5 protein-coding genes are annotated in these 26,190 nt (G+C 75.4%); all 5 read right to left on the bottom strand.

What is annotated here, in order from left to right; genetic code table 11:
• Positions 1–6: 6 nt before the first annotated feature.
• Genes V6D49_RS22975 through V6D49_RS22955 form a run of 5 tightly spaced genes read right to left on the bottom strand, consistent with a single transcriptional unit; the run spans position 7 to position 26,129 of the window.
• Complete coding sequence (locus V6D49_RS22975; protein ID WP_340562477.1) at positions 7–1,233, bottom strand: FAD-dependent oxidoreductase; 1,227 nt, start codon at positions 1,231–1,233, stop codon at positions 7–9.
• Positions 1,230–8,936, bottom strand: a complete 7,707-nt coding sequence (locus V6D49_RS22970) for an amino acid adenylation domain-containing protein (protein ID WP_340562475.1) — start codon at positions 8,934–8,936, stop codon at positions 1,230–1,232. Before V6D49_RS22970 ends, V6D49_RS22975 begins: the two co-directional genes overlap by 4 nt.
• Positions 8,933–12,217 carry a non-ribosomal peptide synthetase gene (locus tag V6D49_RS22965; RefSeq protein ID WP_340562474.1) on the bottom strand — a complete coding sequence of 1,095 codons (3,285 nt, stop codon included), beginning with the start codon at positions 12,215–12,217 and terminating at the stop codon, positions 8,933–8,935. Before V6D49_RS22965 ends, V6D49_RS22970 begins: the two co-directional genes overlap by 4 nt.
• Positions 12,214–19,905 carry a non-ribosomal peptide synthetase/type I polyketide synthase gene (locus V6D49_RS22960; protein WP_340562472.1) on the bottom strand — a complete coding sequence of 2,564 codons (7,692 nt, stop codon included), beginning with the start codon at positions 19,903–19,905 and terminating at the stop codon, positions 12,214–12,216. Before V6D49_RS22960 ends, V6D49_RS22965 begins: the two co-directional genes overlap by 4 nt.
• Positions 19,902–26,129, bottom strand: a complete 6,228-nt coding sequence (locus V6D49_RS22955) for an amino acid adenylation domain-containing protein (RefSeq protein ID WP_340562470.1) — start codon at positions 26,127–26,129, stop codon at positions 19,902–19,904. Before V6D49_RS22955 ends, V6D49_RS22960 begins: the two co-directional genes overlap by 4 nt.
• Positions 26,130–26,190 lie beyond the last annotated feature (61 nt).

Below are 26,190 nucleotides of genomic sequence, written 5' to 3'. Positions count from 1 at the left end.
GTCCTCTCAGCGGTGGGTGGACGGCGGCTGGTCCCGGGCGGGCGGCACCGGGAGGGGGACGGGCAGGTCCGGCGGACGCTGCAGGCCACGCCACATCTCCTCCTGGCCACGGACGGCCAGGAGACGGGTCAGCCGTACGAACAGCGGCCGCAGCAGTGGGTGGTCCACCCGGGGCGCGCCGCCGACCTTGAAGACGCACCCGCGCACCCAGCCGACGCGCTCCTGGCGGACGCGCTCGTAGGAGCGCAGGGCGGCGACCGGGTCGGCCGGGGCCGCCGCCAACTCACCGGCGAGGACGGCCGCGTCCTCGATGGCCTGGCAGGCGCCCTGGCCGAGCACCGTCGGCATGGCGTGGGCGGCGTCCCCGAGCAGAGTGACCCGTCCCACGCCCCAGGTCTCCCGCCAGGGGCGGTGGTAGAGGTCGGTGCGGATGATCCGATCCTCGGGGGTGTCGGCGACGATGGCGTAGGGCGGTCCGGCGAAGCCCTCGACGAGGCCGAGCGCCCGTTCGCGCAGCGTGCCGGGCTCGTCCCGCTCCCCGGCCGGGGCGAAGTGGCCCACGGTCCACGCCACGCGGCCCCGCCCGACGTGCCAGGCACCGCCGTTGACACCGCGCGGCCCCTGGAAGAAGTGGACGGTCTCCGGGGGCACGCCGCCACTGCCCTCGCTGACCCCTCGGTAGGTCGTCACCCCGCTGTAGACGGGTTCGGCGTCGCCCGGCACCTGCGCGGCGATGCGGGAGCGGATCCCGTCGGCGCCGAGCAGGATGTCCCCCTCGGCCTCGGCGCCCCCGTCCAGCAGCAGGCGGACGTGGTCGCCCTCGTCACGATGGCCGGTGACCGTGCGGCCGAACACGATGTCGGCCCCGGCGGCCTCGCAGGCCTCCAGCAGCACGCGCACCAACTCGCCGCGCGCGAGGGTGACGCCGGGGCTGCTGCCCGGTGCGGTGTAGCGCTGTACCGGGATGCGGACCATGGGCACGTTCCGCTCGGACACGACCTGGCCGCGCTCGATCCGGGTGGTGCTCGCCGCCAGGCGCTCACCGAGGCCCAGACGGTCAAGGAGCGTGGTGGCGTTGCTCCAGAGGTTCAACCCGGTACCGCCGGTCTCGATGGCGCGGCCGGTCCTGCGCTCGTACAGCCGGACCGGGAACCCGTGCCCGCGCAGGGCCAGGGCTGCGGTCAGGCCGCCGACGCCGGCGCCGGCGATCAGGACGGTGGGACGTGCGGTCATGCGGTGCCTTTCGGGGAGTGCGGTGCGGGGGGCGGGGGGAGGAACCCGATGGCGGCCAGGGAGCGCAGGTAGCGCTCCATCAGCGCGGCGTCCACCGTCGCGGGGCGCAGCCCGCCGGAGGCCCGGCGGGTGTGGGCGGTGTCGAAGACGGGCTCACGCAGGCCGCTCCGGTCGTCCTCGACCCGTTTGCCGAACAGCGAGAGGGTCGGACCCAGTCCGCTGTCGGGACGGGCCTCCGCGTGACGTCGGCAGGCCTCGTACCAGTCGGCGTAGGGCAGCCGACGGACCGGGTAACCGGCCCGCTCCAGCGCCTCGGAGACGGTGTCGAAGTCGAGCCGCTCCGCGCCCGCGAACTGGTACGTCCCGCCCAGGTTCTCCCGCCCCCGGGCGACGCGGGCGATGACGGCCGCGATGTGGTCCACGGGGACGATGTCGGTGCTGAAGGCGAGCTCGGGCACCGAGCCGACCACCGCACAGGCGCGCAGGACGTGGCAGAACACGTCGTCGGTGCGCCAGATCCCGCTCGTGGTGTCCCCGGCGATGCGTCCGGGGCGGTAGACGGAGACCGGCACGCCGCGCTCCCGGGCCAGCGCGACGATCTTCTCGGCCACCCACTTGCTCTGGTTGTAGCCGTTCTCGGCGGACGGGGGCGCGGCGGGCAACTCGTCCTCGTACGCCAGGGGATCGCCCTCGCCGCGCAGCGGGAACACCGAGAGGGTCGAGACGTGGTGGACGGGCTTGACGGGCCCGGTGCAGGCCAGCCGCAGGATCTCCCGGACGCCGCCGACGTTGGCCTCGCGCAGCTCGGCGTAGGGGCGGCCGAAGTTGACGCTGGCGCCGCAGTGGTGGATCTCGTCGATGTCGGCGGCCAGTTCGGCGAAGGCCTCCTCCCCCAGGCCCAGCGCGGGCCGGGAGAAGTCGCCCGGCAGGGCCCGGGTCCGGGCGCGGGCGCGCTCGTCCCACACCCCCAGTCCGCGCAGGTGCTCCTCCAGCCGGGCGGCGGCGTGCTCCGGGCCCTCGGCGCGGACCAGGCACACCACCCGGGCCGAGGTGGTCTCCAGCAGCGCCTTCAGGAGGAAGGCGCCCAGGAAGCCGGTGGCACCGGTGAGCAGGATCGTCCGGGGGTCCTGCCGCCAGGTCCACGCTCCGCGCACCCGCACGGCCGGATCGAGCGAGACGTCGGCGGCCGGGTCCGGTACGTGGTGGCCTTCCGGGCCACCGGCCACCGCCTCGGCCACGGCGCGGGGGGTGGGTCGCTCGAAGAGCAGGCGCAGGGGTACGCGGGCCTCCGGCCACGCGTCCCTGACCAGGGCGTGCAGCCGGGAGAGCGACAGGGAGTTGCCGCCGAGGGCGAAGAAGTCGTCCTGCGCGCCGACCCGCTCGGCTCCGAGCACGCGCGCGAAGAGCCCGCACAGCCGTTCCTCGGTGGGGGTGGCCGGTTCGACGTGGGCCCCGTCGTCGGCACGGGCCCCGCCGGTGACGGGCGCGGGCAGCGCCGCGCGGTCCACCTTGCCGCTGGGGGTCGAGGGGAACGCGGCGAGGAGCATCAGGTGGGCCGGGACCATATAGGCCGGGAGGTGTTCCCGGGCCAGGGCCCGCAGTTCGCCGACGAGGCCGGGCTCTCCCGCCCCGTCGGAGACGGCGGACGGGCGGGGCACCACGTAGGCGACCAGCGCCCGGTCGCCCGCACCGTCCTCGCGGGCGGCGACCACGACGTCCGCGACGGACCGGTGGCCGCGCAGCACCGCCTCGACCTCGCCCGGCTCGATCCGGAAGCCGCGGATCTTGATCTGCGCGTCCAGTCGGCCGAGGTACTCCAGCTCGCCGGTCGGCAGGTACCGCACCAGGTCCCCGGTGCGGTACACACGCCGGCCGGGGTCGCCCGGGTGCTCGGGGTCGGGGAGGAACCGCTGTGCGGTGAGGTCCGGCCGACCGAGGTATCCGCGCCCCACCCCCGGCCCGCCGATCCGCAGTTCGCCGGGCGCCCCGACGGGCACCGGCCGCCCGTCGGCGTCGGTGACGGAGAGCCGGGCGTTGGGCACGGGACGCCCGATCGGCGGGTGCCCCTCTGCGGTCAGCGCCCCGGAGAGGGTGGCGTAGACGGTGGCCTCGGTCGGGCCGTAGGCGTTGACCAGCCGCACGTGCGGTGCCCACCGGGCCGCCACGGCCGCGGAGCAGTCCTCTCCGCCGGAGACGACGGTGCGCAGCGTGGGCGTCTTGGCGGGGTCGAGGAGGGCGAGCAGCGACGGCGGCAGCAGCGCCACGGTCACGTCGTGGGCGCGGACGGTCTCGGCGACGCCCACGCCCGCCACGGCGTCGTCCGCCGGGGGCAGCACCAGGGCGGCGCCGCCGAGCAGGGCCATCGTCCACTCCCACACCGAGGCGTCGAATCCGGTGGAGGCGAAGGCCAGCACGCGGTCGCCCGGGCCGACCGGGATCAGGTCGCGGCTGAGGTGGAGGCCCGCCACGCCCCGATGGGTCACCACGGTGCCCTTGGGACGCCCGGTGGAGCCGGAGGTGTAGATGACGTACGCCGGATCGTCCGGGCCGCTGAGCGGTTCGAGGTCGGCCGCGTCCGCGTCCCCCGGGCCGGGGTCCTCCCGGTGGTCACGGTCGAGGAGCACGACGTGGCGGTGCTGCGCGCCGAAGAGGCCGCCGAGGCGTTCGCGCACGTCCTGCTGGGTGAGTACGACGGACGCCGCGCAGTCGGCCAGCATGTACCGCACCCGCTCCGGGGGGTAGCCGGGGTCGACCGGGACGTACGCGCCGCCCGCCTTGAGGATCCCGAGGATGCCGGTGTAGGTGTCGGCCGAGCGGTGTGCGCACAGCGCGACGAGGGTGCCGGGGCCGACCCCGAGCGTGCGCAGCCGGCGGGCGAGCCGGTTGGCGCGGGCGTTGAGCCGGGCGTAGCCGAGCTCACCCCCGGGGCCGACCAGGGCGGGGGCGTCCGGGTGTGCGCGGGCCCGTTCCTCGAACAGCACGTGCGCCGGCACGTCGGGCAGGGCACGCTCCGGGCCACAGCCCCAGCGCTCCAGGTCGGCGCGGTCGGCCGCGCGGGTGGCGGGCAGCTCGGACAGCTTCCGCCCGGGTGCCTCGGCCACGGCGTCGAGGATCTCGGTCAGGTGGTCGAGCAGGCGGTCGGCGGTCGTCCCGTCGAACAGGTCGGTGTTGTACTCCAGGGCGGCCTGCCAGGCGCCGTCGCGCGGCAGGACCTCCAGCACCAGGTCGAACTTGGAGGTCCCGGCGGAGACGTCGAGCGGGCGGACGTCCGCACCGCCCATGCGGACCTCGGGGATGTCGATGTTGCCGAAGGAGAGCACGGCCTGCACCAGCGGGGCGCGGGACAGGTCGCGGGAGGTCCCCACCTCGTCGACCAGGCGCTCGAAGGGCACGTCCGCGTGGGCGTAGGCGTCCAGGCAGGTGCTCCGGACCCGGGCCAGCAGCTCGGTGAAGGCGGGATCGCCCGCCAGGTCGGTGCGCAGCACCAGCGTGTTGACGAAGAACCCGATCAGGTGCTCCGTCTCCGACCGGTCCCGGCCGGCCACCGGCGATCCCACGGCGAGGTCCTTCTGCCCGCTGTAGCGGGACAGCAGCACGCCGAAGGCCGCGAGGAGGACCATGAAGACGGTGGCGTCCCCGCGCCGACCCACCTCCTCCAGGGTGCGGAAAAGCTCCGCCGGAAGGGTCCTGGTACGCCGTGCGCCGCGGAAGGTCTGCACGGCCGGGCGGGGCCGGTCGGTGGGCAGGTCGAGTACGGGAAGGTCGCGCAGGCGGTCCCGCCAGTGGGCGAGCTGACGGTCGGTCTCCGGGCCCGTCAGCCGGTCGCGCTGCCAGGCCGCGTGGTCGCCGTACTGCACCGGCAGGTGCGGCAGATCCACGTCCCCGCCGCGCAGCAGGGCGTCGTAGGCGGCCACCAGCTCGCGGACGAAGACGGCGACGGACCAGCGGTCGCACACGGCGTGGTGGAAGACCACCGAGAGCACGTGCCGTTCCGGCGCCGTGCGCAGCAGCGTCACCCGCAGCAGGGGCGGTCGGCCCAGGTCGAAGGGCGCGGACGCCGCCTCGCCCAGCAGGCGTTCTCGCGCGGCGGCGCGCTCCCCCTCCGGCAGGGCGGTCAGGTCGACCGCTTCGACGGGCACGCGCGCGGCGGGCGCGACGGCCTGGACGAGCTCGCCGTCCACCTCGGCGAAGGCGGTGCGCAGCGTCTCGTGCCGCCGCACCAGCAGGTCCACCGCGCGGCGCAGGACGTCCGCGTCCAGCGGACCGTCCAGTTCCACCCGGCCGGGCATCAGGTAGGCGCGGGCGCTGTCCGGTTCGAGCCGGTGCAGGAACCACAGCCGCTTCTGGCCGGGCGAGGCGGGCAGCAGCAGGCGGCCTTGATGGGGGCCGTCCGCCTCGGGACGCCTCGGTAGCGCCACCGGCCCGCCACGGGGGTCCGGCGGGGCGGCGGTCAGGCGGTCGAATGCGGCGGCGAGCTCGGCGACGGTGCGGTGGTCGAACAGGAGCCGGACGGGCACCTTGCCGCCGCGTTCCTCGCCCAGCCGGACCGCCGCGCGGGCGGCGAGCAGCGAGTGGCCCCCGAGGGCGAAGAAGTCGTCGTGCGCCCCGACGCCCTCCAGCCCCAGGACATCGGCCCACACGGCGGCCACGCTTCGTTCCGTCGGCGTGCGGGGCGCGGTGAACTCCGGCGCGCGGTCGCGGGAGGCGGCGCCGGGCACGGGCAGGGCGCGGCGGTCCACCTTGCCGTTGGGGGTGCGGGGGAACGCGGGGAGGACGACGACGGCCGCCGGGACCATGTACTCCGGAAGGCGCGCTCGGGCCGTTTTCCGCAACTCCTCGGCCAGGGCGTCGGCATCGTCCGGGACGCGTTCGGGCACGGCGTAGCCGACCAGCCGCCGGTCCCCCGGGGTGTCCTCCCGGAGGACGACCACGGCGTCGCGCACGTCGCCGTGCTCGCGCAGCACCGCCGCGATCTCGCCGGGCTCGACGCGGAAGCCGCGGACCTTCACCTGGGAGTCCGCGCGGCCGACGAACTCCAGGACGCCGTCGGCCCGGTAGCGGACGAGGTCGCCGGTGCGGTACACGCGGTCGCCGCGCTCCCCGCCCCGCGGGTCCGGCACGAAGTGGGCCCGCGTCAGCTCCGGCTTCCCGTGGTAGCCCCGGGTCACGCCCGGGCCGCCGATGTACAGCTCGCCGGGCACGCCCAGCGGTACCGGGCGGCCTGCTCCGTCCAGGACCAGGAAGCGGGTGTTGGCCAGCGGACGTCCCAGCGGCACCGGGTTCTCACCCTCGGTGTAGCGGTGGCAGGACGCCCACACCGTGGTCTCGGTCGGCCCGTACACCTGCCAGGTCTCGACCCCGGCCCGGACCATCCGCCGGGCCAGTTCCGGGGACAGCGGCTCGGCCCCGCACAGGCCCCGGAAGGGCCCGGTGGCCCGCCAGCCCGTGTCCAGGAGCAGCTGCCAGGCGGCCGGTGTGGCCTGCCAGTAGGTGGCCCCGGTGGCCTCCATGCGGGCAGCGAGCCGGTCCCCGTCGACCGCGTCGGCCCGGGGCACCAGCGCGATGGCGGCGCCCGTCGTCAGCGGCAGGAAGAAGTCGAGCACCGACATGTCGAACGCGTGGGTGATGGTGGCGGCCACGACGTCGTGCTCGCTCAGGCCGGGCTCGCGGCGCATGGAGTCCAGGAGGTTCGGCAACCGCCCGTGGGGCACCAGCACGCCCTTCGGGCGCCCGGTGGAGCCGGAGGTGTAGATGACGTAGGCGAGGTCCTCCGCGGTGTTGACCGTCTCCGGGTACTCGGCGCTCTCGGCCTCGACGGCGGCCCGGCAGCGCTCCTCGTCCAGCAGCACCAGGTGCACGTCGTGCTCCGGGAGCCGGTCGGTCAGGCTCGCGTGACCCACCAGGACCCGCGCTCCGGAGTCGGCCAGCAGGTACCGGATGCGCTCGGCCGGGTAGTCGGGGTCGACGGGGACGTAGGCGCCCCCCGACCTGAGCACGCCGAGGAGGGCGACCAGCAGCTCGGGGGTGCGCTCGGTGAAGACCGCGACGCGGTCCTCCGGACGGACGCCCAGGCGCCGCAGGTGGTGAGCGAGGCGGTTGGCGCGCGCGTCGAGTTCGGCGTACGTCAGCCGGGAGTCGTCCAGGAACACGGCGGTGCGTCCCCCGTCCCGCGCCGTCCGCTCGCGCACCATGTCGTGGAGGAGGACCTCGCGCACGGGGGCCGTCCCGCCGGTGCCCCACCGCTCCAGCAGCCGCGCCTCCTCGTCGGGCAGGGCGGGCAGCTCGGACAGCCGGCGGTGCGGCGCGGCGGCGGCCGCCTCCAGCAGCGTGCACAGCTGGGTGAGCATCCGGTCCGCGGTGGCGGGGTCGAACAGGTCGGTGCTGTACTCCAGTTCGGCGCGGAGTCCGCCGTCCTCCCCGGACGCGTCCGGCTCCGCCCCGGTCTCCGTTCCCGTCTCCGGCAGGAACGTCAGGAAGAGGTCGAGCTTCGCCGTACCGGGGTCGATCCGGACGGGTTCGGTCTCCAGGCCCGGCATCCGCAGGTCGTCGCGCGGTGTGTTGCCCAGCATGAGCATCACCTGCGCCAGCGCGCCCCGGGACAGGTCCCGGGGCGGCCGGAGCTCCTCCACCAGCCGCTCGAAGGGCACGTCCGCGTGGGCGTAGGCCTCCAGGCAGGTCTCCCGGGCCCGGTCGACCAGCTCGGCGAAGGACGGGTCGCCGGAGACGTCGGTGCGCAGCACGAGGGTGTTGATGAAAAGCCCGATCAGGTGCTCCAGCTCGGGCCGGTCGCGGCCGGCCACCGGCGAGCCGACGGGCACGTCCCGCTGGCCGGAGTAGCGCGACATGAGGACCGAGAACCCCGCGAGCAGGACCATGAACAGACTGGCGCCCCGCTCCCGCCCGAGCCGCCTGAGCCCGCGCACCAGCGGGGCGGGCAGCCGGGTCGTACGGACCGCGCCCCGGAAGGACTGGACGGCCGGACGGGGCCGGTCGCAGGCGAGCTCCAGCACCGGCAGGTCCGCGAGCCGCCGTCGCCAGTAGGCGATCTGGCCGAGCAGTTCACCGCTCTCCAGCAGCTCGCGCTGCCACGCCGCGTAGTCGCCGTACTGGACCGGCAGGTCGGGCAGCTCCGGCTCGGCCCCCCGGGCGTGGGCCCGGTAGCAGGCGGCGAGTTCACGCACCAGGACCGCGCCGGACCACATGTCCCCGATGCCGTGGTGGAAGGTCACCACGAGCACGTGGTCCTCGGGTGCGAGCCGGTAGAGGGTCACCCGGGCCAGCGGCGCGGTGTCCAGGGGGAAGGTCCGGGCGACCTCCCGTTCCACCAGGGTCCGCAGCCCGGCCTCCGGGTCGGCCGAGGCGGACAGGTCCGTCACGGTGACGGGGAGCCGACCGTCGGGACGGACGAGCTGGACCGGCTCGCCGTCCAGCTCGGCCAGAGACGTGCGCAGGGTCTCGTGCCGCCGTACCAGGGTGTCCACGGAGCGCTGCAGCAGCGCGGTGTCCAGGGGGCCCCGCAGGCGGGTGGCGCCGTGGCCGAGGTAGGCGGCGGCGCTGGCGGGGGCGAGCTGGGCGAGGAACCACAGCCGCCGCTGCCCGAAGGAGGTGGGCAGGACGTAGCAGTTCTCGTCGGTGCCGCTCTGCGGTGCGGGGGGCGCGGAGACCGGTCCGGCCGGGCCACCGTGGTTCGCGTCGACGGTCACGGGCGCTCCTCACCGGCCGCCGGGCGGCGGACCGTGGTGCGGGGCCGGGCGAGGAGGGCGGGGCCCTCGGCGGCCGGGGCGGCCGGACCGCGCAGGGCCTCGGCGAGTTCGGAGAGCACCGGCCGGTCGAACAGGGTGCGCACCCGGACCTCCCGGCCCAGCGCGACCCGCAGCCTGCCGACGACCCGGGTGGCCAGGAGGGAGTGCCCGCCGAGCGCGAAGAAGTCGTCGTGCGCGCCGACCCGGTCCACGCCGAGGACCTCCGCCCACACCCGGGCGATCTGCGTCTCCAGTGCGTCCCGGGGCTCGGTGTAGTCGCCGGCGGCGCCCGGGCGGCGTCCGTCCGGTGCGGGCAGGGCGCGCCGGTCCACCTTCCCGTTGGCCGTCAGCGGAAGCTCGTCCAGGAGCACGAACGCCGAGGGGACCATGTACTCCGGCAGCCGGTCCCGGGCCCGGGCGCGCAGCCCGGCCGCAAGGGGCTCGTCACCCGTCCCGGTGTCGGACCCGGTCCCGGTGTCGGACCCGGAATCCGCCCCGGACGGAACCACGTAGGCGACCAGGCGCACGTCGCCCGGGGCCTCCTGCCGGGCGGCCACCAGCACCTCCCGCACGCCCGGGTGCCCGCGCAGCGCGGCGGCCACCTCTCCGGGCTCCACCCGGAAGCCGCGGATCTTGACCTGGTCGTCGGCCCGGCCGAGCACTTCCAGCTCCCCGTTCTCCAGCAGCCGGGCCAGGTCGCCGGAGCGGTACATCCGCGAGCCGTCGTCGGTGAACGGGTCCTCCAGGAAGCGCTCGGCCGTCAGCTCGGGCAGGCCGCGGTAGCCGCGGGCCACGCCCGGGCCGGAGACGTACATCTCGCCGGCCACCCCGGGCGGCACGGGCCGGCCGTGCCGGTCGAGCAGGTGGATGCGCAGGTCCGGCAGGGGGCGGCCGATGGTGCTGCGGACGCCGGAGACGGTGTCGGCGGCGGTGACGCGGTGGAAGGTGGCGTGGACGGTGGTCTCGGTGATGCCGTACATGTTGACCAGGTGGGGCGCGTCGTCGCCGAAGCGCTCGATCCACGGCGCGAGCGAGGGGACGTCGAGGTACTCGCCGGCGAGGATCACGTAGCGCAGGGGCGGCTGTTCGCCGCCGTGGTCCAGCGCGTGCCGGGCGTAGGGGCCGAACGCCGAGGGGGTCTGGCTGATCACCGTGACCCCCGCACGCCCGAGCAGGCCGTGCAGGGCCTCGGGCGAGCGTGCGGTGTCGCGGTCCACGACCACCAGGCGGGCCCCGGTGGCGAAGGCGCCCCAGGTCTCGAAGACGGACACGTCGAAGGCGTAGGAGTGGAACATGCTCCAGACGTCCTGCGGGCCGACCTCGAAGAGGGTCTCGGCGCCGCGCACCAGGCGGACGACGTTGGCGTGGGTCACCTCCACCCCCTTGGGGCGCCCGGTGGAGCCGGAGGTGAACAGGACGTACGCCAGGTCCCCGGGAACGGCCCCGGAGTCGGGGGCCGAGGGCTCCCGCGCGGCGATCTCCGCCGCGTCCCGGTCGAGGTCCACCACGGGCCCGGCGACCGGCGGCACGCGGTCGGCCGCCGCCGCGTGGGTGACGAGGACGCGCACGTCGGCGTCGTCGAGGACGTCGGCCATGCGGGCGGCGGGCTGCGCCAGGTCCAGAGGGACGTAGGCGGCGCCGGACTTCAGGACGCCGAGGACGGCCGTCAGCTGGTCGGTGGAGCGCTCCAGGCACAGGCCGACGCGCTCGCCGGGCCCGGCCCCGAGCTCCCGCAACCGGTGAGCGAGGCGGTTGGCGCGCTCGTCCAGTTCCCCGTACGTGAGCCGGTCGTCGCCGCAGACGAGGGCGGTGGCTCCGGGGGCGCGAGCGGCCTGCTCCGCGAAGATCTCGTGCAGGCAGGGCGCGTCAGGGACGGGCTGCGGGGCGTGGCCGCCGCTCAGGAGGCGGGTCCGCTCCCGGGGGGTGTAGGGCTCGATGTCGCCGAGTCGGCCGCCGGGGGCCGCCGCCATCTGGGCCAGGAGCTCGTGGAAGTGGCCCGCAAGCCGTTCGGCGGCCGGTTCGGCGAACCGCCGCCGGTCGTGGACGAGCCGGGGCGGCAGGTCCTCCTGGGGGAACACCACCATGGTGAGGGGGTAGTGGGGACGTCCGTCGTAGGCGAAGTCGACGATCTCCAGCCCGTGCAGGGCCATCTCGGGCGCGGGGGTGTTCTCGAAGGCGAGGTCGGTCTCGAACAGGGGGACCCCGCCGCCGGGCAGCCCGGCCCACCGGGGGAACAGGTGCAGGGGGACGTCGGCGTGCTCGCGCGCCTCGGTCATCTCGTCCTGGAGCTGTCGCAGCCAGGGCAGCAGGGGGCGCTCCGGGTCGATGCGGGCCCGTACCGGGGTGGTGGTGATCATCGGACCGACGATGGTTCCGGCGCCGGCCAGGTCGACCGGGCGGTGGGTGGAGGTGGCCCCGCTGATGACGTCGTCGCGTCCGGTGTAGCGGGAGAGCAGCAGCATCCACGCGCCCTGGACCAGGGTGTTGAGCGTGAGGCGGTGGTCACGCGCCAGCGAGTCCAGGTCGCGCACCAGGGAGCCGAGCGAGCGGTCGGGGACGAAGCCGTGGCTGGGGCCGTCGTCGCCGGGCGGCCGGGGGCCGATCTCCAGGGCCTCGGGAGGCTCGTACCCCGACAGCGCCCGTCGCCAGAACTCCTCGGCCTTGCCCAGGTCCCGTCCGTTCCACCAGGCGACGTAGTCGCGGTAGGGGCGGGCGGGGGCCAGCGAGGGCTCCGCCCCGCCCGCGCGGGCGGCGTAGATCTCGGCGAACTCCTGCAGGACCAGGCCGAAGGACCAGCCGTCCATGACCAGGTGGGGGAAGCTCCAGAAGAGCCGGTGGAGGTCGTCGCCGAAGCGGACGAGCGCCACCTTCATCAGCGGCGGTCTGCGCAGGTCGAAGCCCCTGCGCCGCTGCTCGGCGGTGAACTCCCGGTACCTGCGGTCCTGCTCTTCCTCCGGCAGACCGCGCCAGTCGATCTCCTCGACGTGCAGGGCGGCGTGGCGGTGGACCGCCTGCAGGGACTTGCCGACCTCCTCCCAGTGGAACCCGGTGCGCAGGACGGGGTGCCGGTCGACCACGTCCTGCCAGGCCCGCCGGAAGGCCTCGGAGTCGGGGGTGCCGCGCAGGGTGAAGGTGAGCTGCTCGACATACACGCCGGACTCGGGCGCGAAGAGGCTGTGGAAGAGCATGCCCTCCTGGACGGGCGCCAGTTCGTAGACGTCCTGGAGCGTGTCGGGCTTCATCGGGTCTCCTCGGCGTGTGTCTGCGGGCTGTTCGGGTCGTGGGCGTCACCGCCGTCGGTGCCGAGGGCGTCGACGAACGCGGTGAGCTCGTCCGCGTCGAGGCCCGCCAGCGGGAAGTCGCTGGGGCTGAGTGATCCGGTGCCGGGTGTCCGGCAGTGGTCGGCGATGCGCCACAGCGCGTCGGCGAGGGCGTCCGCCAGAGGTGACAGCACGTCGGGCGGCGCCTCGCCGGAGCGGCAGGACACGGACAGGGACAGCCGTCCGCCCGTGAGCCGGGTGCTGACGACGAGTGGGGGGCCGCCCTCGGTGACGGGCGGATGGAGCGGGGTGAGCGCCCCGGCGGACCCCGTCGTGGCGCCCAGGTGCCGCAGGAGGACGCCCGGCGGGTCCGCCGCCGGTGCCGGCGGTGCGGACCGGCAGGCCTCCTTGGCCGCGACCAGCGCCGCGCCCGGGTCCGTCGCCGCGAGCAGGACGAGGGGCCGCACGGTGGCCAGGCTGCCGATCGCGTGGGCGTCGCCCTCGTGCGCCGAGGGCGCGACGCGGGGGTCGTCCTCGATGCCGACCAGGACCGCGTCCGGGGCTCCCAGGGCGCCGAGGGCGAGGGAGAAGCCGGCGGCCAGGGTTTCGGCCACCGTGAGGCGGTAGGCGGTGGCGGTTCCCTTGAGGAGGTCGGCGGTCTCCTCGGGGGTCAGTTCGGCGCCGAGCCGGTGGAGCGTGTCCCCCTCGTCGGGGACGAGCGCCGCCCCGCCGGACGGGCTCCGACCGGCTTCCGGCCGGCTCGCCCCGCTGTCGTCGGGGACGAGCGGCGCACCGGCCGACCGGACCAGCCGCCGCAGGGCCTCGGCGTCCTCCGCGTCGCACACCGGTTCCGCGCCCCCGACGACCCGGTCGGCGGCCCGGGCGAGCTCCTCCAGCAGGACCGACGACGACGGGCCGTCCACGGCGGCCTCGTGCACCAGCCACAGCAGGCGGCGGCCGCCCGTGCCGAGATCGAACAGCGCCGCCTTGGTGACGGGACCGCGCACCGGGCACAGCTCCTCGCGCATCTCCGCGGCCATCTGCTCCAGCGCCGGCTCGCGCCCGGACTCCGGGAGGGCGCCCAGGTCGATCAGCGGTACGGAGGTCTCCATGTCGGTCCCGTCCGCGTCGGCGGGTGCGGTACGCCGGGACCAGCCGCCCTCCTGCTCGACCAGCCGGGTGCGCAGGGCGGAGCGCGCGGCGACCAGGGCGGCCAGCGCGCGTTCCAGGACGGCCGGTTCGAGCTCGGGTCCGACCGCCAGCTCCGTGCGGTGGACTCCGCGCGGCACCGTCCCGTCGGCCAGCAGCTGGGCCTGGCGCGGTGTGAGGTCGGCGGTGTCGCCGGAGCCGCCGAGGTCGGTGCCCCGGGCCTCCAGCACGGCGGCCAGCTCGGCGATGGTCTCCTGCTGGAAGAGGTCGGCGGCGCTGAACTCCAGCCCCTCGGCGGCGGCGCGGGAGACGACCTGGATGCCCATGATCGAGTTGCCGCCGACCGAGAAGAAGTTGTCCTTCGGGCCGACCCCGGGGGTGCCCACCACCTCCGCGACGATCTCGGCGAGCCGGGCGGCCAGGGGACCGGCCTCGGCGTCGGCTCCGGCCGTCGTGGCGGTGGGGTCGGGGAGGGCGGAGCGGTCCACCTTGCCGTTGGAGCTGAGCGGCATCCGGTCCAGGACCACGAAGGCCGCCGGGACCATGTACGCGGGCAGCACGCTCTCGGCGAGCGCGCGGACCCCGTCCGTCAGTTCCCGGTCGCTCTCCTGGGTGCGCTCCGCACCGGGCGTGCCGGGGACGACGTAGGCCACGAGCCGGCGGTTGTGCCGGTCGCCGGGCGCCGCCACGGCCGCCTCCCGCACGCCGTCGTGGCGCAGCAGGGCCGCCTCGATCTCGCCCAGCTCGATCCGGAAGCCACCCACCTTGACCTGGAAGTCCTCGCGGCCGAGGAACTCGATCGTGCCGTCCGGCCGCCTGCGGCCGAGGTCGCCGGTGCGGTAGAGGCGTTCACCGGTGACGGGGTGGGTGACGAAGGAGGCGGCGGTGCGCTCCTCGTCGCGCCAGTAGCCCTCGGCGACCCCCACACCGCCGATGTAGAGCTCGCCGACGGCCCACACCGGGCAGGGCCGCATCCCGCCGTCCAGGACGTGGAAGGTCTGGTTGCGCAGCGGGGTGCCGTACGGGACGGAGTCCCACTCCGGATCGTCGGCCACGGCCGGGTCGATGGGGTGGAAGATCGACCAGACGGCGGCCTCGGTGGCGCCGCCGAGGCTGACGGCCCGCAGGTCGGGGGCGAGTTCGCGCAGCCGAACGGGCAGGTCGAGGGGGATCCAGTCGCCGGAGAGCAGCGCCAGCCGCAGCGGTGGCCGGCCCTGCTCCCCGGTGCCGCTCTCCGTGCCGGACAGGTGCTCGACGTACATCTGCATCAGCGCGGGAACGGAGTTCCACAGGGTGACGCCGTGCCGCCGCACCAGTGCGTCCCAGTGACCGGGGTCGCGGCTGGTCCCCGGGCGCGGCAGGACGAGCCGGCCGCCGGCTCCGAGGACCCCGAAGACGTCGTAGACCGAGAGGTCGAAGCTGAGCGAGGACAGTCCGAGGACGGCGTCGTCCTCCCCGACTGCGAAGCGCTCGTTGATGTCGACGAGCGTGTTCAGCGCGGCCCGGTGGGAGAGGACCACGCCCTTGGGCTCGCCGGTGGAGCCGGAGGTGAAGATGGTGTAGGCCGGGTCGGCCGGCGTCTGGACGGGCTCCGGCGGGGTGCCGTCGGCACCGGGCGCGTCGCCGGGGTCGGCGTCGAGGTCGACCTCGACCGTGCGGACGCCCTCGGGCCACTCCCGGTCCGGCCCGCCGGCGCGCGTCAGCACCAGCCGCACCTGGCCGCGTTCGCACAGGTGGTCCTGGCGCTCGGCGGGCAGGTCCGGGTCGACGGGCAGGTAGGCACCGCCCGCGAGTTGCACGGCGAGGGCCGAGACGACCTGCTCGCAGCCCTTGTCCAGGGCGACGGCCACCAGGCGGCCGGGGCCGGTGCCCAGGGTGCGGAGCCGGTGGGCCAGGACGCAGGCGTGGCGGCGCAGTTCCCCGTAGGTCAGTTCCCGGTCGTGGGCCACCACGGCGACACGGTCGGGCCGGTGTGCGGCACGGTCCATCAGCGGTCCGTACAGCAGTCCCTCGGGCACGGGGCCCTCGGTGGCGTTGACGGCCTCGATCAGCTCCCGCTGTGCTGCCGGCAGGGGGCAGGGGACGGCGGCGCGCCAGGCGTCGTCGGAGGCGGCCAGCTCCTCGACCAGGGTGAGGAAGGTGTCGAAGACCGCATCCATCACGCCGTCGGGGAAGATCTGCCGCACCCAGTGCCAGCTGAGTTGGACGCCCTCGGCGGTCTCCATCACCGCGAAGTCCAGCCACACCTGCGGCGTCTGGGCGATCTCGTGCAGGACGGAGCCGAGCCAGCCGAAGATCGAGGCGTCCTCGGCCGCGTTCTCCTGGACCAGCGTGCTGGTGAAGACCACGGGCATGACCGAGCCGCTGGTGCCGCCGCGCACGCGGGCCATCTCGCGCAGGATCTCCACACCGTTGAGGTACCGGTGCTCCAGGTCCTCCCAGCTCTGCCGCTGGAGCGCGGCGGCGAGGTCGGCGAGGCCGGGCCCACCCGCGAGGTCGACCGGCAGCAGGTCGAAGGAGGCGAACTCACCGACCAGGTCGCGGACGTCCTCGTGCACCTGCAGACGGTTGATGACGGTGACGTTGAGGGTGAAGCGGGGCTCGCGCGCCCAGGCCCCCAGGGCGGCCGCGTACGCGGCGAGCAGCGCGGCCGAGGGGGTCACTCCGGCGGCCGCCGCGCGCTCCTTGAAGCGGCTCCAGGCCTCGGTGGGCACGACCGCGTCGCGGGCGGTGAACTCGGGCTCGGTGAGCGCGGCGGGGTTGAGGGCCAGGGGCAGGTCGGGTCCCGGCGGCAGATCGGCCACCCGGTCGCGCCAGTAGGCCAGGGACCGCTCGTAGAGAGCGGTGCCGCGGACCTCCTCGGAGGCCAGGACGTAGTCCCGGTAGGACAGGCGCAGCGGGCGTATCTCCTCCTCGCGGCCCTGGTAGTACCGGCGCCAGTCCCGCACCAGGAGGCGGATGCTGCCGATGTCGGCGATGAGCAGGTCGAAGCTGAGGTGCAGCCGGGTGCGGCCGTCGGCGAGCAGGGTGACGCGGATGTCGAACAGCGGCCAGCGGTCGGCCGGACGGATCTCGTGGGAGAGGTCGGCGCGCAGCTCCTCCAGGGTGCGGTCGCTCTCCTCGGGAGCCGCGTCCCGCAGGTCCAGCACCGCGAAACGGTAGGGGCCGGTGTCGGACAGGATCCGCTGACGCCCGTCGTCGTCGATGACGGCACGGAGCATGTGGTGCCGGTCGACGACCTGCTGCCAGGCGGCCTCCAGCCGGTGGACGTCGACGGCCTCGTCGAGGTCCACCTCCCAGTACACGTGCGCGGCGACCCCGCCGCCCTGGAAGCTGCCCATGCGGCCGATCCACTGGGCCTGCTGCATCTCCGAGAGCGGGAACGGTTCGTGGAGGTGCTCGGGGTCGGGGACGGCGGCGGGCAGCCGTTCGCCGTCCTCCCCGGCGTCGGGGGCGGCGGCGGGGGTGTCACCGCCGAGCAGGGCGGTCAGGCCCGCGATGGTCGGGTCGGCCAGCAGGTCGCGGAGGGCGACGGTGGCACCGAGGTCGGCCTTGATGCGCTCGGCGACGCGGGCGGCGAGCAGCGAGTGGCCGCCCAGCTCCATGAAGTTGTCGTGGATACCGACGGGCGCGACGCCCAGCAGCTCCTGCCAGATGCCCGCGAGCCGCTGCTCGCGGTCGTCACGCGGCTCGGTGTACGGGGTCGTCAGGGGCGGGCGCGGGTCGAGGTCGCCGGAGAGGGCGAGGGGTGCCGTGGGGTCCGGGGCGCCCGGTTCGGGCTCCGGGACCTCGTACGGGCCGGCGGTCCGGTCCCCGGTCACGGCCGGCTCGATCCAGTACCGGCGCCGCTCGAACGGGTGGGTGGGGAGGGCGATGCGGCTGCCGGTCCCGCCCTGGACGCGTTCCCAGTCCAGCTCGGCGCCCGCCAGCCAGAGCCGTCCCAGCGCCTCGGTGAACCGCAGGGGCTCGTCGCGGTCCCCGTCCTCTGCCGCGGGCGGCAGGCAGGGGATCGCCGTGGCGCCCCGGCCGCGAGCGGCGGGCCGCGCCAGGGCGGACAGCACCGTTCCGGGGCCGGCCTCGACCAGGACGGTCGGGCCCTGCTCGGTCACCAGGCGGATCCCGTCACCGAAGCGCACCGGCTCGCGGACGTGGCGGGCCCAGTGCTCCGGGTCCGTGGCCTCGGCCGCCGTCGCCCACGTCCCGGTCGTGTTGGCGGCGTAGGGCACCTGCGGCTCGTGGAGGTCGAGCGTCGACAGGGCGGCGGTGAACTCCTCCAGCATCGGCTCGACCATGGCCGAGTGGAAGGCGTGCGAGGTGTGCAGCGGCCGCCCGCTGATCCCCTGGTCGGCCAGGTGCTCGGCGTAGGCGTCGAGGGCGGCGGAGGGGCCGGAGACCACGCACAGCTCCGGGCCGTTGACGGCGGCCAGGGACAGCTCGGCGGGCAGCGTCGCGCGCACCCGTTCCTCGGGCAGGGCGACCGAGAGCATCCCGCCGGGGGGCAGCGCCTGCATCAGGCGCCCGCGCACGGCGACCAGGTGCAGCGCGTCGGGCAGGGACATCACCCCCGCACGGCAGGCGGCGACGATCTCGCCGACGCTGTGCCCGATCAGCGCGTCCGGCCGTACACCGAGGCTGCCGAGCAGTTCGGCGAGGGCGTAGGAGACCGTGAAGAGTGCGGGCTGCGCCAGCTCCGTGGCGCGCAGCCGTGTCGCGGCCTCACGCAGGTCGGTGCCGGGGCCGGGCAGGATCAGCTCCCGCAGGTCCAGGCCGAGTTCCCCGGCCAGGGTCTCGGCGCAGAGGTCGATCTGCTCGCGGAAGACCGGCTCGGCGCGGTAGAGCCCGGCGCCCATGCCGGGGTGCTGGCTGCCCTGGCCGGGGAACATCAGGACGACGCGCGGCACCTCCGAGGCCTGTCCGGTGGCCACCCGCTCCGCGTCGCGTTCGCGCAGGGCGCGGGCGGCGTCGGCGGCGTCGCGGGTCACCACCAGCCGACGGTGGGGGTGGGCGGCCCGGCCGCGCTGCAGGGTGGTCGCGGCGTCGGCCGGTGCGCGGCCGGCCTCGCCGTCCAGCGCCGTGGCCAGCTCGTCGGTGGCGGTCTCCAGGGCGCCCGGGGTGCGGGCGGACAGCGGCAGCAGGTACAGGTCGCGGGTGAGGGGGCGGGCCGGGGGCGGGGCCGGCGCCTCCTCCAGCACGGCGTGGGCGTTGGTGCCGCCCATGCCGAAGGAGCTGACGCCGATGCGGCGCGGGACGGCGTCGGTCTTCCACTCCGTCGGCTCGGTGACGACGTGGAAGGGGCCGGAGTCGAGGTCGAGGCGCGGGTTGGGGCGCTCGAAGTGGAGCGACGGTGCGAGTTCCCGATGCCTGAGCTGGAGCACCGCCTTGATCAGGCCGGTGATGCCGGCCGCCTCCGCGAGGTGACCGACGTTGGACTTCACCGACCCGACGGCGCAGGAGGAGGCGCCCCCGGCCGACGGCCCCATGGCCCGGGCCAGGGCGGTGATCTCGATCGGGTCGCCGAGGGGGGTGCCCGTGCCGTGCGCCTCGATCGCGGTGACGGTGTCGGGTTCGACGTCCGCCACGCCCAGTGCCGTGGCGATGACCCGGGCCTGGCCGTCGACGCCGGGGGCGGTGTACCCGATCTTGGCGGCACCGTCGTTGTTGACCGCCGTTCCCCGGATCACCGCGTCCACGCGGTCGCGGTCGGCGATGGCGTCGGCGAGCCGCTTGAGCACGATGACCCCGACCCCGCTGCCGAACATGGTGCCGCTGCCGGCGGCGTCGAAGGGACGGGTGTGCCCGTCCGCGGAGAAGATCATCCCGTCGCGGTGCAGGTATCCGCGCCCCTGCGGCACGCGTACGGAGGCACCGCCGACGAGCGCGACGTCGCAGTCGTAGGCCAGCAGCCCCTGGGTGGCCAGGTGCAGCGCCACCAGGGAGGAGGAGCACGCCGTCTGGACCGCCAGGGCCGGACCGTTCAGGTCCAGGCGGTAGCTGACCCGGCTGGCGAGGTAGTCCTTGTCGTTGGTGACGAGCAGTTCGAGGGTCTCGGCGACGTCGGTGAAGCCGGCGCGGCCCGCCAGGAGGTTGGAGACGAGGTAGGTCGACAGGCTGCTGCCCGCGTAGACGCCGATCGCGCCGGGGACGGCGGACGGGACGCAGCCGGCGTCCTCCAGCGCGGTGTGCGCGGTCTCCAGCAGCAGCCGCTGCTGCGGGTCGAGCAGGGCCGCCTCGCGGGCGTTGTAGCCGAAGAACGCGGCGTCGAACAGTTCCACGCCCTCCAGCAGGGAGCCCGCCTTGACGTAGGCGGGGTCGGCGAGGAGGTCGGCGGGCACCCCTTTGGCGAGCAGTTCCTCGTCGTCGAAGAAGGTCACCGACTCCACACCGTGGCGCAGGTTGTGCCAGAAGTCGCGCACGTTCGACGCGCCGGGGAACCTGCCGGCCATGCCGACGACGGCGATCTCACCGCCGTCGAGCACGCCGGCGGCGCCGTCGCTCGGACCGTTGTACCGGGGCGTTGTCATGCGTGAGGGCCTTCCTGGTGCGGCGTCGGCGCGGTGGGCGGCAGCGGACGGCGTCCGGGTGCCCGGCGGTTCGCGGCGCGGCGCAGGCGGGCGCGGTCGCGTCCCTCCCGGGCCGCCCCGGTGGTGTCGCCGCCGCCGTCGAGGAACTCCGCGAGGCGGCGCACCGTGGTGTGCTCGAAGAGGCTCAGCAGCGGGAAGGTGCGGCCGAGCGCCGCGCACAGCTCCCGGTGCACCTGGACGACCCGCACGGACGTCGCCCCCAGGTCGAAGAAGTTGTCGGTGACCCCGATCGCGTCGATCCCCAGCGTGCGCTGGGCGACCTCCTGGACGGTGCGTTCCAGATCGCCCTCGGCCGCCACGTAGGCGTCGGTGCGCGGCGCGGCGGAGGCGGCGGACGCGTCGGAGGCGAGCCTTCCCCGGTCCACCTTGCCGTTGGCCGTGAGCGGCAGCGCCGCCCGTTCGGTGAGGGTGGCCGGAACCATGTACGACGGCAGCAGGGACGCCAGGTGGGCGCGGAGCCGTTCGGCCAGTGGCCCGCCGTCCCCGGAGTCCGGCGCGGTGTCCGCGTCGCCCGCCTCCGCTCGGTCGGGCACCGGGCGCAGGCCGCCGACCAGTGCGTGCAGCACCTCGTGCCGTCCGTCCTCCAGGCGCAGCGCGGCGCGCAGCGCGGGCGTGGAGCGGACCAGCCCCAACTGGCACAGGCCCAGGGGGCCCTCGGTCGCGGCCGTGTCCAGCAGCTGGGCCATCAGACCGGCCTCCAGGAGGCAGAAGTCCCGGCTGCGGCGCCCGTAGAGCGGGTCGATGGCCGCGCGGTCGGCGACGAGGAAGACGGAGAACGCCGATGCGGCGAACGTCGGCCGGTTGGCCTCCACGTGGAGGTCCTGCGCCAGCCGGGCCCCGGGTTCGATCGAGACGAGCTCGCGTGTGGCGGGGTCGGCGTAGTACGTCCCGCCCGCCAGGCCCTCCACCCGGCCCTCGGCCACGTAGAGGTAGGTCTGGACGGGGTAGAGGGAACCGGCCGAGGCGTAGGCGTACCGGGGGAACGGTCCGTCCTCCCGGCTGCTCAACGGCGCCAGCAGCCGGGCCAGTTCGGCCGTCGGCACCGGGCGCTCGTCGTACCGGCGGTGGCTGACGCGGGCGTGGAGGTCGCGAGGCGCCTCCTGCGCCGCCGTCGGCAGCCGGTGACGCAGGCCGTCGAGATCGGTGCGGCGCCCGGCCCGGCGGGCCTTGAACGCCAGCCGTTCGACGGGGTCGGTGACCACCTGGCCCAGTTCCTCGGCGTCGTAGGCGTCCCGGCCGTCCGCCGCGCGGCCCTCCGCGGCGTCCTCCGTGCGGGACGCCGTCGGGACGACGTAGGCGGCCAGCGTGCGGGCGTGCCGGTCGGCTCCGGTGGCGACGACGGCGGCCTCGGCGACCTCCGGATGGCGGCCCAGCGCCGCCTCGATCTCGCCCAGCTCGATGCGGAAGCCGCCGATCTTCACCTGGAGGTCGTCGCGGCCGAGGATCTCCAGGTTGCCGTCCGGCAGCCAGCGTCCCAGGTCCCCCGAGCGGTAGAGGCGCTGGCCGGAGCCGGGGTGGGTGACGAAGGAGGCGGTGGTGCGCTCCTCGTCACGCCAGTACCCCTCGGCCAGGCCCGCTCCCCCGATGTACATCTCGCCGGGGACTCCGACGGGACACGGCCGCATCCGGTCGTCGAGGACGTGGATGGTGTGGTTGCGCATGGGGCGGCCGTAGGGGATGGAGTCCCACTGCGGATCGACGTCGCCCAGGGGGTTGGCCACGCACCAGATCGCCGTCTCGGTGGGTCCGCCCGAGGCGGTGACGAGGGCGCCCGGGGCCAGCGCCCTGATCCGGTCGGGGAGGTCCACGGGGATCCAGTCGCCGGACAGCCACACCGAGCGCAGCGTCTTCAGCGCCGGGTGCGGATCGCTCGTGGGCGTGCCCGACAGGTGCTCCACCAGCATCCGCAGCAGCGCGGGCACGGAGTTCCACAGGGTGACGCCGTGCTCGGCCGTCAGCTCCAGCCAGCGGCCCGGGTCGCGGACGGCGGACGGCTCGGGCAGCACCAGGGTCCCGCCCGCGCCGAGCACCCCGAACACGTCCCACACCGACAGGTCGAAACTCAGCGAGGAGAGCCCGAGGGCCACGTCCCCCGCCCCCACGCCGAGGCGCTCCCGGACGTCGAGGAGGGTGTTGAGGGTGGCCCGGTGGGTCTGCACGACGCCCTTGGGCTCGCCCGTCGAGCCGGAGGTGAACAGCACGTAGGCCGGGTCGGTGGGCTTCTGGACCGGGTCCAGGGGGCCGCCGTCCTCCTCGAGGGGCTCGTCGAGGTCCACGGGCACGGCGACGATACCGGCGGGCAGGTCCGGGGCCGCCCCGGACGGCACGAGGGCGAGGCGCACCAGCCCCCGCTCGAGGATCGCGTGCCGGCGCCGCTCGGGGAGGTCCGGATCGACCGGCAGGTAGGCGGCGCCCGCGAGCTGGGCCGCGACGGCGGCGACCACCTGCTCGGCGCCCTTGGGCAGCTGGACGGCGACCAGGTCGCCGGGGCTGGCGCCCAGATCGCGCAGCCTGCGCCCGAGGCGGCAGGCGTGGTCGTACAGACCCGCGAAGGTCAGCCGGCGGCCGGGGGCGATCAGCGCGGTGCGGTCGGGGTGTGCACGGGCCTGCTCGACGATGCCGGTGAAGAGGTGCTGCGCGGGCAGGGGACCGGCGGTGTCGTTGGCCTCCTCCGTCAGGGCCCGGTGGGCCGCCGGAAGAGGGTCGAACCCGTCGGGCGACCAGGCGTCCTCACCGTCCGCCAGCTCCCGCAGGAGGTCGCGGTAGGCCGCGAACATCTCCTCGACCATGCCCTCGGGGAAGCGGTCGGCCACCGCGTCCCAGTTGTAGGACAGCACGCCGTCGTCCTCGAAGACCTGGTGGTCCAGGAGGACCTGGGGAGTCTGGGTGACCCCGGTCACCGTCTCTCCCATCCAGCGCGTGCCCCACTCCCCCTGGGAGAAGTCCTGGTCGCGTCCGTGCTCGCGGGTGCTGGCGAACACGATGGAGGCGAAGGCCGAGGCGGGCAGGCCGCGCGTGCGGGAGATCTCGCGCATCACCTCCACACCGCTGAAGTAGCGGTGTTCGAGGTCCTCCCACAGCTGACGCTGGATCCGCTTCGCCAGGCCCGCGACACCGTCGTCGGGCCGCAGGTCGACCTCCAGGAGCGTCACCGAGGTGAAGTCGCCGAGGATGTCGTCGATCCGCTCGTGCAGCGGCCAGCGGCTGAACAGCGGCACGTCGAGGGTGAAGTGGCTGGTGGCGCTCCAGGTGCCCAGGACGGTGGTGTAGGCGGCCAGCAGCAGGGCGGAGGGCGTCAGTCCGCGCTCCTGGGCGCGCTCACGCAGGATCCTCCAGCGCTCGGCGTCCAGCCGCGCCCGGTGGCGTCGGCGCACCGGAACGCGGGCCGCGCTCCGCTCGGGCACCGGCAGCAGGGGGAGTTCGGGGCCGGGGGGCAGGGTGGGCACCCGCTTCAGCCAGTAGGCGCGCGACGCGGCGTGCACGGGGGTGTCCTCGATCCGCTGTGCGGCGAGCACGAAGTCGCGGAAGGAGACCTCGGGGGGCGGCGGCTGGGAGGCGGGGTCGGCGTACAGGTCGCCCCACTCCAGGAAGAACAGCCGCACGCTCGCCACGTCGAACGCCAGCAGGTCCAGACTGATGTGGATCCGGTGGCGGTCTCCGCCCAGCGCGGTGGCCCGGATGTCGAACATGGGCCAGGAGTCCAGCGGCAGGACCTGGTGGGTGAGCTCCTCGCGCACCGCCTCCAGGTGCCGCCGCACCGCCTCCTCGTCCGCCCCGCTCAGGTCGTGGCACGGGATGTGGACGGCGGGCACCTCCTCGACGGGCAGGATGCGCTGGTGCCCGTCGGCGCTGACGACCGCCCGCAGCATCTCCTGACGCCGCACCAGCCGGTCGAGGGCCTCGCTCAGGCGCTCGACGTCGATGCCCTCGGCGGCCACCTCCAGGTAGAGGTGGATGGAGGAGCCGCCCAGGTCGTACGCGGTGCTGCGGCCGACGAGGTACGCCTGCTGGATCTCCGTGAGAGGGAACGGCTCGTGTCGGCGGGCCGGGTCGGCCACCAGCTCCGGCCACGGCGTACCGCCGCCCCCGTCGCCGGTGTCCTCGGCGATCCGTGCGGCGAGGTCGGTGATCGTCCCGCGCAGGAGCCCCGCCGTGGGCAGGGACACCCGGAAGTCGCGTTCCAGGCCGTACCGGAGCGCGATGACCCGCAGCGACTCCAGGCCCAGCGCGACCAGGGGCGTGTCGTCCCCGATGGCGTCGGCGGGCAGCCCGGTGGCCGCCGCGAGGCGGCGGCGCACCTCGGCCGCGGCGACCGGACGGCGCAGCTCGGCCGGGAGGGAGCCGACCAGGACGCGCAACGCGTCGCCGGCGCCGGGCGCCGCGTCACCGTCGGCGGGCCGGTCCGCCGAGGGTCCGGTGGTGTGCAGCACGGTCAGTTCGCCGTCGGAGTACGCCTGCCGGCAGCCGGTGCGGCGCACCTTGCCGCTGTCGGTGTGGGCGATCTCCTCGGGCTCGACCAGCACGACCTCGGCCTCGACCTCGTGGTCGGAGGCGACGGCGCGCCGGATGCGCTCGGCGAGGTCGGCCGGTTCCGCGGGGGCGCCGGACCCCGGTTCGGCGGCGCGGGGTACGGCCTGGACGACGACCAGGCGCTCGCCGTCCTCGTCGTCCACGGAGAAGGCCGCGACGGGGAGTGACGCCAGCTCGGGGGCCGCCGCGCGGGCGGACGCCTCGATGTCCTGCGGGTGGAGGTTGCGGCCCCGGATGATGACGAGTTCGCGCGAGCGGCCGCACAGGAAGACCCGACCGTCGTGGGCGAAGGCGAGGTCACCGCTGCGCAGCCAGGGTCTCGTGGAGCCCTCCAGCCGCCCGGTGAAGGTCTGTTCGGTCTCCTCCGTGCGCCGCCAGTAGCCGCGGCAGACGGCGGGCCCGGCGACCCACACCTCGCCGACCCGGCCGGGCTCCGCCTCGGTGCCCGTCCCGGGGTCGACCACGAGCACCTCCGCGGAGGGTCCGGGGCGTCCGCACGCGGTCAGCGTCCGCACCCGCCCCCCGCCGTCGTCCTGCGCCACCCGCACGCGGCCCCGCTCGAGTTCGGCCGCGTCGACGGTCAGCGTCCGGGGTCCGTGTTCACCGAGGACGATCTGCATGGCCTCGGTGAGCCCGTAGGCGCAGAAGAGCGCCTCGCGCCGGAAGCCGGCGGGGGCGAAGGCGTCGGCGAACCGGGCCAGCGTGCGCGGCTGGATGCGTTCGCCGCCGACCAGCGCGGTGTGCCAGGAGGACAGGTCGTAGGAGCGGACGCGGTCCTTCCCCACCGCCTCGACGCACCGCTCGTAGGCGAAGTTCGGGCCGCCGCCGAGCACCGGACCGGGGGTGTCGCTGATCGCGCGCAGCCACCGGCCCGGATCGTCGACGAAGTCGTCGGGGGTCATGTAGACGGCCTCGCCCCCGACGTACTGGGCCAGCAGCAGGTGCCCGAGGCCCAGGGCGTGGTACACGGGCATCCAGCTGACGGCCGACGCGCCGTCGGGGAACCGGGTCAGGGCCCGGAAGTTCTCGATCTGGGCGGTGAGCGCGGCCTGGTCGACGACCACGGCCTTGGGACGCCCGGTGGATCCGGAGGTGTACTGGAGCATCACCGGGCCGTCCGCCGCCTCGGCGGGCGGCCGCCAGTGGCTGCCGTCCTCCTCCGGGAGGGCGTCCACCTCGACCCAGCGGACGCCGTCGCCCGCCCGCCCCCACGCCTGGCGCAGGGCGGGCGCGAGCTCCGCGGTGGTGATGACGGCGCCGACCCCGGCGTCCTCGGCGATGCCCGCGATCCGGACGGAGGCGTCCCGCGCCGCGCGCGGCGGCGGGCAGGGCACCGCCGTCACCCCGGCGTACAGGCAGCCGTGGAACGCGGCGAAGAAGTCGTGGCCGGGCGGCAGGACGAGCAGCGCCGAGGCCGGCCCGGATCCCGCCGGACGGCCCAGGCACGCGGCGACGGCCCGCGCCCGGGCGTCCAGCCGGCCCCGGGAGATGGCCGAGCCCCGGTCGCCGGCCCGGTGGCCCGGAGGCAGGAAGCGGTAGGCGGTGGCCTCGGGGTCGCGCCGCGCGTGGTCCAGAACGGTCCCGAGGAAGGTGGGGGCATCGGTTCGGGGCGGCCCGGTGGTGGGGGCGGTCATCCTGGCTCCTGTTCTGGCTGCGTCGACGCGACGCCACGGTCCGGGGGGGGCTGGGTCCGGC

This window comes from Streptomyces sp. GSL17-111, assembly GCF_037911585.1.
Classification (GTDB): domain Bacteria; phylum Actinomycetota; class Actinomycetes; order Streptomycetales; family Streptomycetaceae; genus Streptomyces.
Note: the sequence above shows the minus strand (reverse complement) of the source record. Positions and strands in the feature narration are given on the sequence as shown.